Here is a 13,582-nt window from a genome sequence, read left to right on the forward strand (position 1 = left end):
TGCCGATGCGCGTCCGACTGCGGATCCACGGAATCGTCTTCATCGCCGTGCTCGCCCTGCTGCTGTCGCTGTCCGTGGCCGTGTACCGGAAGGCGTTCACGCCCGTCGTCAGGGTCACGCTGGAGACCGGCACCCTCGGCAACCAGCTGGAGCCGCAGGCCGATGTGAAACTGCGCGGACTGCTGGTCGGCGAGGTGCGCGGGGTACGGGCCGACGGGAAGAAGGCGACGCTCGACCTCGCCCTGGACCCGGATCACGTCTCCCGCATCCCGGCCGACGTCCGGGCCCGGCTGCTGCCCAAGACGCTGTTCGGCGAGAAGTACGTCGACCTGGTGGTCCCCGGCAGCCCTCCGGCGCGGGCGATCCGCGCCGGGGACGTCATCACTCAGGACCGCACCGCGGCCGGTATGGAGGTGCAGCAGCTGATGAACGACCTGCTGCCGCTGCTGCGCACGGTCCGCCCCGCCGAACTCAACGCCACTCTCTCGGCGTTCTCCACCGCGCTGGAGGGCCGCGGCGACCGGATCGGCGACAACCTGACCCGGGTCGAGGGCTATCTGCGCCGGCTCAACCCCCATCTGCCGTCGCTGCAGGAGGACATCTCGCGGTTCGCGGACGTCGCCGAGGTGTACGGGGACGCCGCGCCGGACCTGATGGGGATCCTGCGCAACACCCTCACCACCAGCCGGACCATCGTGGAGAAACGGGAGCAGCTGGCCGCCCTGTTCACCTCGACGGCCGGGGTCGCGGGCACCGCGGACGCGTTCCTCGACGCGAACGGGGAGCGGCTGATCACCCTGGGCCGTGTCTCGCGGCCCACGCTGGCGCTGTTCGCCCGCTACTCGCCCGAGTACCCCTGCCTGCTCGACGGTCTGGTGAGGCAGGAGGCCGCGTCGGAACAGACCTTCAGAGGCGGAAAGATGCACATCACCCTCGAGTTCGTCCACCCCCGGCCGGGGTACCGGCCGGGGGAGGAACCCCGCTGGGGGGAGCGCTCGGGCCCCGACTGCCAGGGCATGCCCCGGCCGCGGGTCCCGGCACCGGACGTGAGGCTGGACGACGGCACCGCCCGGGTCGGGCCGGCCGGCTCGGCGGGAGGGCAGGTGTCCGCGACCGGGGCCGAGCAGCGTGCCGTCGGATCGCTCGTGGCACCCGTCCTGGGCGTACCCGCGGACGAGGTGCCCGCGGTGGCCACCCTGCTGTTCGGGCCGATGGCCCGCGGGACGGCGGTGAGCGTCGCATGAGGGCCGCGTCCCTGCGGCGGGCCGGGGAGACCGCCTCGCCGCTGATCAAGTTCGGTCTCTTCGCGGTGGTGACGGTGCTCGCGACGGCGCTGCTCGCCACCACCATCGCCACCGTCTCCTTCACCCCGGAGCACACCTACCGGGCGGTGTTCAGCGACGTCACCGGTCTGGAGGAGGGCGACGACATCCGCGTCGCCGGCGTGCGGGTGGGCGAGGTCCGGGAGATCGGCATCAGGGACCGGACGCTGGCGGAGGTCACGTTCACGGTGGCCGAGAAGCGCCCGCTGCTCACCGGCACGGGCGCCGTCATCCGCTACCGCAATCTGGTCGGCTCGCGGTACATCGCGCTGACGGAGGGCCCGGGCGACGGCACGACGCTGCCGCCGGGGAGCCGGATCCCCCTCTCCCGCACCCGGCCCGCGCTCGATCTGAACGCTCTGCTGGGCGGGTTCAAACCGCTCTTCGCCGCGCTCAGCCCGAAGGACGTGAACCGGCTCGCCACCGGGATCGTCAGGACGCTCCAGGGCGAGGGCGGCACCGTGAACAGCCTGCTCGCGCACACCGCTTCGCTCACCAGCACCCTCGCCGACCGCGACGAGCTGATCGGCTCGGTGATCGACAACCTCAACACGGTGCTGGCGACCCTCGACAGGCGCGGTGCCCGGTTCTCCGGGCTGGTCAAGCAGCTCCAGCGGGTGGTCTCGGGTCTCTCCGCCGACCGCAGGCCGATCGGCGAGTCGCTGGTGAACATCAACGGCCTGACGGAGGCCACGGCCGGCCTGCTGGAGGACGCCCGCCCGCCGCTGCGCGACGACATCGCGGAGCTGCGGGAGCTGACCGGGACGCTGAACGACAACGAGAAGACCGTGGAGGGCGTGCTGAAACGGCTGCCGGGCAAGCTCGACAAGCTCACGAGGACCGCCTCGTACGGGTCGTGGTTCAACTTCTACCTCTGCGACTTCGACGGCCGAGTGGTGCTGCCGAGGACCCGGGTCATCACCCCCGAACTCCACGTCGCCCGGGCGAGGTGCGCATGAAGGGACGACGGAGGACACGCATGATCCCGTTCCGGGACCGGAACCCCGTGACGATCGGCGCGGCCGGCCTCACCACGTTCGCGCTGCTGGCCGTCGCCGCGTTCAACGCCGACGACCTGCCGCTGATCGGCGACGGCGAGACCTACAGCGCCGCGTTCTCGGAGGCCGGCGGGCTCAAGAGCGGAGACGAGGTCCGGGTCGCCGGGGTGAAGGTGGGCAAGGTCGACGAGGTGGACCTGGACGGGGACCACGTCAAGGTGGTCTTCCGGGTCAGGGGGGAGCCGGCCCTCGGCACCCGGACCGGTGCGGCCATCCGCGTCAAGACGATCCTGGGCGCCAAGTACCTGGCCCTGAGGCCCGAGGGCCCGGGGCGGCTGAGGCCGGGCAGCGAGATCCCGCTGAAACGGACCACGCCCGCCTATGACGTCGTGACGGCCTTCAGCGATCTGACCACCACCACCGAGAAGGTCGACACCGAGCGGCTGGCCGCGGCCCTGGAGACGATCTCCACCACCTTCGAGGACTCCCCCGCCGAGGTGCGGGAGTCCGTGAAGGGCCTCTCGCGGATCTCCCGCACGGTCGCCTCCCGCGACCGGGCGCTGCGGGAACTGCTCGACCACGCGGGCGGGGTGAGCGCGGTCCTCGCCGAGCGCTCCCGCGAGTTCTCCGCCCTGGTCAAGGACGGAGACGCGCTGTTCCAGGAGATCTCCCGGCGGCGGGCGGCGATCCACGCCCTGCTCAAGAGCTCCGCCGCGCTCGGGATCCAGCTGTCGGGGCTGGTCGAGGACAACGCCAGGGAGATCGGGCCCGCGCTGAAGGGCCTGAACCAGGTCGTCGGCATGCTCGAACGCAACCAGGCCGCCCTCGACCGCAGCGTGCGGTTGCTCGCGCCGTACGTGCGCGTCTTCGCCAACACCCTCGGCAACGGCCGCTGGTTCGACAGCTACATCCAGAACCTGGTCGCCGCTCCGGTGGTCCCGCGGACGGGAGGTCCCTCGTGAAAGCGTCCCTGTCACGCGTACGTGTACCGCGCGTACGTGCGCCCCGCATAGGGCTGTCACGCCTACGTCCGCCGCGTATGCGTGTGCCGCGCATACGACCGCCGCACACGCCGCTGCTGCGCGGTGCGGCACTGGCGACCGCCCTCGCGCTGGTCGCGGCGTGCGCGGTGGCGCTGTGGCCGCGCACGGACCCGGTCCGCGTCACCGCGTACTTCCCGCGGACCGTCGGCATCTACCCGGGCTCGGACGTCCGGGTGCTCGGGGTCCGGATCGGCGAGGTCGCGGAGATCACGCCGGAGGGCCGCCGGGTGCGGGTGGTCCTCGAGTACGACGCCGGGCGGAAGGTGCCCGCCGGGGCCCGGGCCGCGATCATCAACTCGTCCGTGGTCAGCGACCGTTACGTACAGCTGCTGCCCGTGTACCGGGGCGGCCCGGTGCTGCGCGGCGGGGACGTCATCCCCGAACGGCGCACGGCCGTACCGGTGGAGCTGGACCGGGTCTTCGACAGTCTGCACACGACCTCGGAGGCGCTCGGTCCGCGCGGCGCCAACGGCGACGGCGCGCTGTCGCGGCTGCTGGGCGTGAGCGCGGACAACCTCCAGGGGCAGGGCGGTGCGATCCACCGGTCCGTGGAGGACCTCTCCCGGGCGGTGACGACCCTGTCCGACGGACGGCGGGACCTGTTCTCGACCGTCCGCAACCTCCAGGTGTTCACGGCGGCGCTGGCCGCCGACGACAAGAACGTGCGGTCCTTCAACGACAGCCTCGCGAAGGTGGCCGGACAGCTCGCCGCGGAGCGCAAGGACCTCGCTGCGGCGCTGCGGCACCTGGGCGCGGCCCTCGCCGACGTCTCCGACTTCGTCCGGGCGAACAAGCGGTCGCTGACGGAGAACGTGGAGGGGCTGAGCAAGGTCACCAAGGTGCTGGTCACCCAGCGCGCCGCGCTCGCGGAGCTGCTGGAGGTCGCCCCGGCCGGGCTGTCCAACCTGCAGAACGCCTACAACCCGTCCGCGGGAACCCTCGACACCCGCAACAACCCGGACCAGCCGCAGGACCCTGCCGCACTGCTCTGCTCGCTGCTGCGGACGACCGGGGAGGCCAGGGCCGAGGACTGCGCTGACCTGCGGAAGCTGTTCGACTCCCTGCCGGAGCTCGGGCCGGCCGGCACCCGGGCCGTGTCCGGGACGGGCCGGGTCGACCGGACGCTCGGCGGAATCCTGGGGGCCCGCGCATGAGGACGCTGCGCACGGGGACGGCGGCCTGGGCGGCGGCCGGTTCGCTGCTGCTGACGGGCTGTGAGTTCAGCGGTCTGCACGACGTCGGACTGCCCGGCGGTGCCGCGGCCGACGGCAACGCCTACCGGGTGACCGTCGAGTTCAGGGACGTGCTCGACCTGGTGCCCCAGTCGGCGGTGAAGGTGAACGACGTCACCGTCGGCGCGGTCGAGAAGGTCGAACTGGACGGCTGGCACGCCCGGGTCCGGCTGCGCGTCGCGGACTCGGCGGCACTGCCCGCCAACGCGATCGCCGAGCTGCGGCAGACCAGCATGCTCGGCGAGAAATACGTGGCGCTGTCCGCGCCCGTGGACGCCGCCCCGGCGGGCCGGCTGAAGGACGGCGCCCGGATCCCGCTGTCCCGCAGCGGCCGCAATCCGGAGGTCGAGGAGGTGCTGTCCGCGCTGTCCGCGCTGCTCAACGGCGGCGGGGTCGCCCAGCTGAAGACCATCACCACCGAGCTCAACAAGGCCTTGGAGGGCCGGGAGAACCGGGTCAGGTCCCTGCTGACGGAGCTGGACACCTTCATCGGCGGTCTCGACGGCCGGCGCAGGGAGATCGTCCGGGCGCTGGCCGGCATCGACCGGCTCGCCAAGCGGCTGGCACAGGAGAAGAAGACGATCGCGGGGGCCCTCGACACGGTGCCCCCGGCGCTGAAGGTCCTGGCCGACCAGCGGCGAAGCCTGACAGCCATGCTCACGTCGCTGTCGAAACTGGGCAGGACCGGCAGCCGTGTGATCAACGCGTCGCGGGACGACACCGTGGCCAACCTGAAGAGCCTGCGGCCGATCCTGGAGCAGCTCAACGCGGCGGGAGCCGATCTGCCCAACGCCCTTGAACTGCTGACGACGTATCCGTTCCCGCGCAACGCCGTCGACGCGATCCACGGCGACTACGTCAATCTGAAGATCACCGCCGATCTCGACCTCGCCTCGGTCTACGGCAATCTCGCCGACGGGCCGTCGCGGCCCGGCGGTGGCGGACCGGACCGGCCCGGGCTGCCCGGCGTACCGGATCCGCCGGAACTCCCCGGTGTCCCGGACGTCCCCGGTGTCCCGGAGTCCACCACCCTGCCGGACGGACCCGGCGGGCCCGCCGTTCCGCCGCCGCCCGGCGGCGGACTGTGCCCGCCGGTGTGCGCGGGCAGTCAGGCGTCGTACGGGGGCGACAACGGCGGCGGACGTCCGCCGGGGATCGATCTCGCACTCGCGGAGCTGATGCTGAAGGGGATGCAGCCGTGATCACACGAACGGTCAGGATCCAGCTCGCGGCCTTCGCCGCGGTCACCGCGGTCGGTGTGTCGTACGTCGGGGCCCGCTATACGGGCCTGGTGGACGCCGTCCTCGACCGCGGCTACACCGTACGGGCCGACCTCGCCGACTCGGGCGGCGTCTTCCGGGGCGCGGAGGTCACCTACCGGGGCGTGCCCGTGGGCCGCGTCGGGGAGCTGGGGCTGACCGGGCGGGACGGCGTCTCGGTGGACCTGGACATCGAGGACGGTGCCCGGATCCCGGCGGACACCGTGGCGGTCGTGGCGAACCGTTCGGCGGTCGGCGAGCAGTACGTCGACCTGCAGCCCCGCAGCACGGGCGGCCCGTACCTCCGCGAGGGCGACGTCATCGCCCGCGCCGACACCCGGGTGCCGCTGCCCACCACCGACGTCGTCCTGAGCCTGGACCGGCTGGTGAACTCCGTCGGCAGGGAGGACCTGCGGATCACGGTCGACGAACTCGGCAAGGCGTTCGCGGGCACCGGTCCGGAGCTGAGCAGACTGGTGGACTCCGGCAACAGCCTGGTCGAGTCGGCGTCCGAGTCGCTGCCGCAGACGATCGCCCTGATCGAGGACTCCCGGAAGGTGCTCGGCACCCAGGCCGAACAGGGCTCGGCCATCCGGTCCTTCTCACGGGACCTCGCGGCGCTCACCGCGGAGCTGAAGTCCTCCGACGGTGACATCCGCCGACTCGTCGGCTCCGGAGCGCCCGCCGCACAGGAGGTCGACTCGCTGCTGTCGGAGACCCGGCCGCATCTGCCCGTGCTGCTGGGAAACCTGATCAGCGGCGGCCAGATCACGGTGGCCCGGCTGCCCGGTGTGGAACAGGCCCTGGTCACCTTCCCCGTGGTGGTGGCGGGCAGTTGGACGGTGATCCCCGGGGACGGCACCACCCACTTCGGGATGGTGGCGAACGCCGACGACCCGCCGGCGTGCCGGCAGGGCTACGGCACCCAGCGGCGCGACCCCTCGGACACCCGGGAGCGGCCCGCGAACACGGCGGCGCGCTGCACGGCCCCGCGCGGCGGACCCACCTCGGTCCGCGGTGCGCAGAACGCACCCGGCCCGTCGGGGCGTTCCGGCGGCGGCGCGGACCCGGCCGCGTACGTCGCCCCCTATGACCCGGAGACCGGCACGGCCGCCGGCCCGGACGGAACGCTCGTCGAGATCGGCTCGACGGGCGGCGAACGGAGCGTGTTCGGAAAGGAGTCATGGCAATGGCTGCTCGTGGGACCGATGGCATGACGGACATGGCGGCGGAGGGCGCGGGCGGCGGGCACGGCGGGCAACGCGCCTCCACTCCGACGACAGGGGGCGCGGACGCGGGCCCGGCGACCGGCACGGCGGCCTCGGGCCGCGGGGCGGGCGACGTGCGACCGGGGCGCGTACCGGGAGCCGTCCGGGCGCTCGGCCGGCTCGCGTCAGGGGCGGTCGCGGCCGCCCGGCGCGGCAGGGCGGTGCCCGCCGTGCTCGCGGTGGCCACCGTCGTCACGACGGCCCTCTCCCTGTGGCTCGGCCACCGGGTGCACGAACAGCGTGCCGGCGAGGAGCGCCGCCAGGACATCCTGGCCGCGGCCCGCCGGTCGGCGCTGAACTTCACCTCGCTCGACTACCGGCACTACGAGCGGGACAGCGCGAACGTCCTCAAGGGCGCGACCGGCGACTTCAAGGAGCAGTTCGCAGCGCAGACCGCGGAGCTGACCAGGCTCGTCGCCGCGAACAAGTCGGTCTCCCAGGGGCAGGTGCTGGAGGCCGGCATCGCCCGTGCCGACGAACGCACCGCCCGGGTGCTGGTCGTCGCCGACAGCAAGGTGACGAACTCGGCCGCCCCGGAAGGCCAGTCCCGTACCTACCGGCTCCAGCTCGACCTCGTGCTCGAAGGCGGCCGCTGGCTGACGTCGAACGTCGAGTTCGTCGGCTGACCCGCGCCCGCCGTCGCGCCAGTACGCCCCACAGTGAGGAGAATCCCCGTGGCGAACACGACGACCCGCGGCCGTGGCGCTGGCTCCCCCGGCCGGCGCTCGATGACCGCCGCGGCCCGGGCGGCGGCCAAGCGTGCCGGACAGGCTCGGCAGACCGGGGGCGGCCGGCGGACGGCGCCCGGCGCGGACACCCCCGGCCGGCCCGCCGACGGCTCCGGCGCCGTGGTGTCCGGACGGACCCTGCGCGCCGAGGACCCTCCGGCCGCGGGCACCGAACCCGACTGGGAGGCACCCGACTGGGAGGAGCGGGAGCGGGAGGAGCCGGAGCCGGAGCCGGGCGCGGGGCCCTCGGCCGCCGCCCCGGCCGGGGAGGACGGAGAGGACGGCGGCCCGGAGGGCCGGCGGTCCCCGCGGCGCAGGCTGCCGGTCCGCGCGGTACTGGCCGTGCTGACCGTCGCCGGGCTGGTCGCGGCGGCCGTCCTGGGCACGGCGTACGCGCGCGGCCGGCAGGCCGACGAAGGACGCACCGGCGCTCTGGCGGCGGCGCGGAAGGCGGCGCCGGCCGTGCTCTCGTACGACCACCGGCATCTGGACCGGGACTTCGCCGCCGCCCGCGGCCATCTCACCGGGCCCTTCCTGGAGGAGTACCGCAGGACGACGGCGAAGGTCGTGGCGCCCACCGCGAAGAAGTACCAGGGGGTGGTCACGGCCTCGGTGGTGACGCCGCCCGGCGGCGGCAGCCCCGCCGCCTCGGTGGTCTCGGCGTCGCCGGACCGGGCCGTGGTCCTGCTGTTCGTCAACCAGGTGACGCGCAGTACCCGGGTCGACGGGCCCCGGGTGGATCTGAACCGGGTCCGGATGGAGCTGACCCGCACCTCCGGCGGCTGGAAGGTCAGCGCGGTCGACGCGCTGTAGCGCCGCCGGGAGGGCCCCTGCGCCTCCCGGGTGGACGGGGGACGGCCGTGCAGGCCGCCCCGGTCCACCCGGGAGGCCTTTTCGTGCTACCCGGCCGGGCCCGGGCGCTCATGCCCGTCCCGCGCACCCGGGCGCCCTCGGGCGGTGCGGGAAATACGACCGCCTCGGCGCGAGTCCGCCGCCCGCGGCGGCGGCAGCCCGGCTGCCTCGGTGGTCTCGGCGTCGCCGGACCGGGCTCCGCACACCCCCGCCTCGCCCACCCCGTCCCCGTCCGGGGCGGACTCACTTCGTCCACCCGGACGCGCTTCCGCCGCCTTCACGCCCTCCGCCCCCGTCCGCCCCGGGCACATCTCCGCCGCAGGTCGCCCCACATCCGAGCCCCGCACACGGCTTCCCGTCCCGCCCACCCCGGGGCGTCTTCCGTGCTGCCATGGGACGCCGTATCGCGCCCGCCCCACCCGGCCCCGGGCCGCCGAGGACCGGAAGCGTCCGTATGTCGGTCGGATTGCGGCCCGGTCTTGGCGGACGCACTTCGTCCACCCGGACGCGCTTCCGCCGCCTTCACGCCCTCCGCCCCCGTCCGCCCCGGGCACATCTCCGCCGCAGGTCGCCCCACATCCGAGCCCCGCACACGGCTTCCCGTCCCGCCCACCCCGGGGCGTCTTCCATGCTGCCGTGGGACGCCGTATCGCGCCCGCCCCACCCGGCCCCGGGCCGCCGAGGACGGGAAGCGTCCGCATGTCGGTCGGATTGCGGCCCGGTCTTGACAGCTCTCCCCCACGCCAGGCAATCTTCCATTAAGCAGAAATGAGTTTCCGCAATACGGAAGGAGCGCCCCCCTCATGGGATACACGGACCAGCGCTTCGATGTGAACCTCTCGATCCTCTTCACGGAACTCCCGCTGCTGGAGCGCCCCGCGGCCGCCGCCGCGGCGGGCTTCACGGCGGTCGAGCTGTGGTGGCCCTGGATCGACACCCCCACGCCCGACCAGAGCGAACTGGACGAGCTGAGGCAGGCTCTCGAGAACTCCGGCACCCGGCTGGTGGGCCTGAACTTCTACGCCGGCCGGCTTCCGGGCCCGGACCGCGGCGCCCTCTCCGTGCCCGGTGAGGAGTCGGACCGCTTCCGCGCCAACATCGACGTGGCCGCGGACTTCGCCGCCTCGGTCGGCTGCAAGGCGCTCAACGCCCTCTACGGCAACCGGGTCGAGGGCGTGGATCCGGCGGTACAGGACGAACTCGCCCTGGAGAACCTGGTGACGGCGGCCCGCGCGGCCGACCGGGTGGGCGCGATCCTGCTGATCGAGACCCTGAACAAGCCGGAGTCCCCGCTCTACCCGCTGGTGAGCGCGCCCTCCGCGATCGAGGTCGTGGACAGGGTCAACGCCGCCACCGGCCTCGGCAACGCCAAGTTCCTGCTCGACATCTACCACCTGTCGATGAACGGCGAGGACGTCGCGGCCGTCATCGACGCGTACGCGGCGAAGACCGGCCATGTGCAGATCGCGGACAGCCCGGGCCGCGGCGCGCCGGGCACCGGCTCCCTGCCGCTCGAGGAGCTGCTCGACCGGCTGAGGAAGGCCGGCTACGACGGCTGGATCGGCCTGGAGTACAAGGCCGGCGACCGTCCGAGCGCCCGGTCCTTCGACTGGCTCCCCGAGAGCGCCCGGCCCGCGCACTGACCTCCGGCCCGCCGTCCGCCGACTCCCTTTCGTACCACCGCTTCAAGAGAGGCACCCCGATGAGCACCCTCGCAGACTCCTCCCGCCCCAACCTGCCCACGATCGCGTGGATCGGCCTCGGCATCATGGGCTCACCCATGTCCGAGAACCTGATCAAGGCGGGCTACCAGGTGACCGGCTTCACCCTGGAGCAGGAGAAGCTGGACCGGCTCACGGCCGCCGGCGGCACCGCCGCCGCCTCGATCGCCGAGGCCGTCGGGGACGCCGACGTCGTGATCACCATGGTCCCCGCCTCGCCGCAGGTGGAGGCCATCGCGTACGGTCCGGACGGGATCCTGGAGAACGCGAAGCGCGGCGCCCTGCTGATCGACATGTCCTCGATCACCCCGCAGACCTCCGTCGACCTGGCGGCGAACGCCGCCGACAAGGGAATCCGCGTCCTGGACGCCCCGGTCTCGGGCGGCGAGGCCGGTGCCGTCGAGGCGGTACTGTCGATCATGGTCGGCGGCGAGCAGGACGCCTTCGACGAGGCCCGACCGATCCTCGAGGCCCTGGGCAGGACGATCGTCCTGTGCGGTCCGCACGGCTCCGGCCAGACGGTGAAGGCCGCCAACCAGCTGATCGTCGCCGTCAACATCCAGGCCTGCGCCGAGGCCGTCGTCTTCCTCGAGAAGTCCGGCGTGGACCTGCGAGCGGCCCTGGACGTCCTCAACGGCGGACTGGCCGGCTCCACCGTCCTGACCCGCAAGAAGGACAACTTCCTCGACCGCGACTTCAGGCCGGGCTTCCGCATCGACCTCCACCACAAGGACATGGGCATCGTCACCGACGCCGCCCGCAACGTCGGTGCCGCACTGCCGGTCGGGGCCGTCGTCGCCCAGCTGGTCGCCTCCCTGCGCGCCCAGGGCGACGGGGGCCTGGACCACTCAGCGCTGCTCCGCGCGGTCGAGCGCCTGTCCGGCTCACCGGTCGCCTGACCCGGCCGCCGGCGAGGCGCTCGCCGCGCACCCGCCCGGCGCCCGGCACCCTCCCGCCGGGCCGCCCGGGCCGGCGGGCACCACGTCCACCCGGGTCCACTCCCGAGGCGGCCGTCCACCTCGCTCCAGCCCGGGGCACCCCGCCCCCGGGGGTCGACGTCGACCCCCCTCAGACATCCGGGCCGTGGCCGCGCTGACACCTGTCCTGTCGCGCCCAAGCGCAGCCACGGCCCGGATTCACACCCCTGACTTCAACAAACTGTTGACGTTTTCCCGGACGCGTACATACGCTCCTGGCACCTCAGCAGCTCCCGCACGGAAGGCCGCCCTCCCACCCATGACGCAGCGCGTGCTTACGACCGAGTCCGGCGCTCCGGTCGCCGACAACCAGAACTCCGCCACCGCCGGCGTCGGTGGCCCGCTCCTCCTCCAGGACCAGCACCTGCTGGAGAAGCTCGCCCGCTTCAACCGCGAGCGCATCCCGGAGCGAGTCGTCCACGCACGCGGCTCCGGCGCGTACGGCTACTTCGAGGTGACCGACGACGTCAGCGGCTTCACCCGGGCCGGTTTCCTGGACGCGATCGGCAAGCGCACCGAGGTCTTCCTGCGCTTCTCCACCGTCGCCGACTCGCTCGGCGGCGCGGACGCCGTCCGCGACCCGCGGGGCTTCGCGGTGAAGTTCTACACCGAGGAGGGCAACTACGACCTCGTCGGCAACAACACCCCGGTGTTCTTCATCAAGGACCCGGTCAAGTTCCCGGACTTCATCCACTCCCAGAAGCGCGACCCGTTCACCGGGAAGCAGGAGCCGGACAACGTCTGGGACTTCTGGGCCCATGCTCCGGAGGCCACCCACCAGATCACCTGGCTGATGGGCGACCGCGGCATCCCGGCCTCGTACCGCCACATGAACGGCTACGGGTCGCACACCTACCAGTGGACGAACGCCGAGGGCGAGGCCTTCTTCGTCAAGTACCACTTCAAGACGAACCAGGGCATCCGCTGCCTGAGCGGCGAGCAGGCCGCCGAGGTCGTGGGCACGGACCCCAACTCGCACCAGACGGACCTGCTCCAGGCGATCGAGCGGGGTGTGAACCCGTCCTGGACGCTGTACGTCCAGATCATGCCCGCGGCCGAGGCGGCGGACTACCGCTTCAACCCGTTCGACCTCACCAAGGTGTGGCCGCACGCCGACTACCCGCTGCAGCGCGTCGGCCGGCTGGTCCTCGACCGCAACCCGGACAACGTCTTCGCCGAGGTCGAGCAGGCGGCGTTCTCGCCGAACAACTTCGTGCCGGGCATCGGGCCTTCGCCCGACAAGATGCTCCAGGGCCGCCTCTTCGCCTATGCGGACGCCCACCGCTACCGTCTCGGCGTCAACCACACACAGCTTCCGGTGAACGCGCCGAAGGCCGTTCCGGGCGGTGCCGACAACTACGGCCGGGACGGGCTCATGGCCACCCGCAACGGCTCCCGCCACGACAAGAACTACGAGCCCAACTCGTACGCGGGCCCGGTCCAGTCGGACGCCGCCCTGTCGGCCCCGCTGGCCCTCCACGGCCACACCGGCACGCACGCCGCACCGCAGCACGCCAAGGACGACGACTTCCACCAGGCCGGTGAGCTCTACCGCCTGATGTCGGAGGAGGAGAAGTCGCGTCTGGTCGCGAACATCGCCGGCGGCCTGTCCCAGGTCTCCCGCGACGACGTGATCGAGAAGAACCTCGCCCACTTCCACGCGGCCGACCCGGACTACGGCAGGCGTGTGCAGGAGGCGGTCACCGCCCTGCGCGAGGACTGAGACTCCGCTCCCCCGACCGACCCCGCGGCGATCACAACGGCCGCGGCAGCGGTCGGGGGTGCCGAGACCGAGACCGCGTACGCATGCAGACCGGGAGGTTCCGCGTGCGTGCGCCGTCCGGACCGCCGGCCCGGATGAGGGGTGGCCGACGGCGAGGACACGGTGCCGGCCGCACGGCCGGCGCCTGCCGGAGGACCGCGGCGGCGTGCGAGCCGGTGCGGTGGTACGGGCCGACCCGGCCCCCTTCCAGACCTGAGGGAGGGGCCGGCGGGAAAGCCCATCGCCCCGCCGCGGTCCTGGCGCGACCCTGCCGGACTCCGCGGCGCCCGGACGCCGACTCCCTGCGGCTGCGGCTGCGGCTGCGGCTGCGGCTGCGGCTACGGCTACGGCTACGGCTACGGCTACGGCTACGGCTACGGCTGCGGGAGATCGTTCCACTCATCCGGCTCCGTGAGCCCT

At 73.0% G+C, this 13,582-nt stretch carries 11 protein-coding genes; all 11 read left to right on the forward strand.

The genetic code is table 11. The features are described 5' to 3' along the window. Positions 1 to 5: 5 nt before the first annotated feature. Positions 6 to 1,244: an MCE family protein gene (locus FEF34_RS06960; RefSeq protein WP_171052856.1), complete on the forward strand. Its 1,239-nt coding sequence runs from the start codon at positions 6 to 8 to the stop codon at positions 1,242 to 1,244. Beyond that, positions 1,241 to 2,281 carry an MCE family protein gene (locus tag FEF34_RS06965; RefSeq protein ID WP_138052345.1) on the forward strand — a complete coding sequence of 347 codons (1,041 nt, stop codon included), beginning with the start codon at positions 1,241 to 1,243 and terminating at the stop codon, positions 2,279 to 2,281. The genes FEF34_RS06960 and FEF34_RS06965 overlap by 4 nt, the downstream gene beginning before the upstream one ends. A gap of 20 nt (positions 2,282 to 2,301) precedes the next feature. Then, positions 2,302 to 3,282, forward strand: a complete 981-nt coding sequence (locus tag FEF34_RS06970) for an MCE family protein (protein WP_138052346.1) — start codon at positions 2,302 to 2,304, stop codon at positions 3,280 to 3,282. A gap of 77 nt (positions 3,283 to 3,359) precedes the next feature. Next, on the forward strand, positions 3,360 to 4,517 hold the full coding sequence (locus FEF34_RS06975; RefSeq protein WP_138052347.1) for an MCE family protein: 1,158 nt from the start codon (positions 3,360 to 3,362) through the stop codon (positions 4,515 to 4,517). Continuing rightward, positions 4,514 to 5,797: an MCE family protein gene (locus FEF34_RS06980; protein ID WP_138052348.1), complete on the forward strand. Its 1,284-nt coding sequence runs from the start codon at positions 4,514 to 4,516 to the stop codon at positions 5,795 to 5,797. Before FEF34_RS06975 ends, FEF34_RS06980 begins: the two co-directional genes overlap by 4 nt. Continuing rightward, on the forward strand, positions 5,794 to 7,071 hold the full coding sequence (locus tag FEF34_RS06985) for an MCE family protein (protein WP_138052349.1): 1,278 nt from the start codon (positions 5,794 to 5,796) through the stop codon (positions 7,069 to 7,071). The genes FEF34_RS06980 and FEF34_RS06985 overlap by 4 nt, the downstream gene beginning before the upstream one ends. Then, on the forward strand, positions 7,044 to 7,748 hold the full coding sequence (locus FEF34_RS06990; protein ID WP_325063623.1) for a hypothetical protein: 705 nt from the start codon (positions 7,044 to 7,046) through the stop codon (positions 7,746 to 7,748). Before FEF34_RS06985 ends, FEF34_RS06990 begins: the two co-directional genes overlap by 28 nt. 48 nt (positions 7,749 to 7,796) lie before the next feature. After that, positions 7,797 to 8,663: a hypothetical protein gene (locus tag FEF34_RS06995; RefSeq protein WP_138052350.1), complete on the forward strand. Its 867-nt coding sequence runs from the start codon at positions 7,797 to 7,799 to the stop codon at positions 8,661 to 8,663. Positions 8,664 to 9,505: 842 nt separating this feature from the next. Beyond that, positions 9,506 to 10,345 (forward strand): TIM barrel protein, encoded by an 840-nt coding sequence (locus FEF34_RS07000; RefSeq protein WP_138052351.1) that lies wholly within the window; start codon positions 9,506 to 9,508, stop codon positions 10,343 to 10,345. A 59-nt stretch (positions 10,346 to 10,404) separates the two neighbouring features. Beyond that, entirely contained in the window at positions 10,405 to 11,322 is a 918-nt protein-coding gene (locus FEF34_RS07005; RefSeq protein ID WP_138052352.1) for a 2-hydroxy-3-oxopropionate reductase, read from the forward strand. A 337-nt stretch (positions 11,323 to 11,659) separates the two neighbouring features. Next, positions 11,660 to 13,123, forward strand: a complete 1,464-nt coding sequence (locus FEF34_RS07010) for a catalase (RefSeq protein ID WP_138052353.1) — start codon at positions 11,660 to 11,662, stop codon at positions 13,121 to 13,123. Positions 13,124 to 13,582: the final 459 nt, after the last annotated feature.

Origin of the sequence: Streptomyces marianii, assembly GCF_005795905.1 — a bacterium.
Taxonomy (GTDB): domain Bacteria; phylum Actinomycetota; class Actinomycetes; order Streptomycetales; family Streptomycetaceae; genus Streptomyces; species Streptomyces marianii.

Excerpts from the sequence above, each read along its gene's own strand:
- FEF34_RS07005 (WP_138052352.1), top strand. The coding sequence starts at position 10,405 with ATGAGCACCCTCGCAGACTCCTCCCGCCCCAACCTGCCCACGATCGCG.
- FEF34_RS06990 (WP_325063623.1), top strand. The coding sequence starts at position 7,044 with ATGGCTGCTCGTGGGACCGATGGCATGACGGACATGGCGGCGGAGGGC.
- FEF34_RS07010 (WP_138052353.1), top strand. The coding sequence starts at position 11,660 with ATGACGCAGCGCGTGCTTACGACCGAGTCCGGCGCTCCGGTCGCCGAC.
- FEF34_RS06970 (WP_138052346.1), top strand. The coding sequence starts at position 2,302 with ATGATCCCGTTCCGGGACCGGAACCCCGTGACGATCGGCGCGGCCGGC.
- FEF34_RS06965 (WP_138052345.1), top strand. The coding sequence starts at position 1,241 with ATGAGGGCCGCGTCCCTGCGGCGGGCCGGGGAGACCGCCTCGCCGCTG.
- FEF34_RS07000 (WP_138052351.1), top strand. The coding sequence starts at position 9,506 with ATGGGATACACGGACCAGCGCTTCGATGTGAACCTCTCGATCCTCTTC.
- FEF34_RS06960 (WP_171052856.1), top strand. The coding sequence starts at position 6 with ATGCGCGTCCGACTGCGGATCCACGGAATCGTCTTCATCGCCGTGCTC.
- FEF34_RS06980 (WP_138052348.1), top strand. The coding sequence starts at position 4,514 with ATGAGGACGCTGCGCACGGGGACGGCGGCCTGGGCGGCGGCCGGTTCG.
- FEF34_RS06975 (WP_138052347.1), top strand. The coding sequence starts at position 3,360 with ATGCGTGTGCCGCGCATACGACCGCCGCACACGCCGCTGCTGCGCGGT.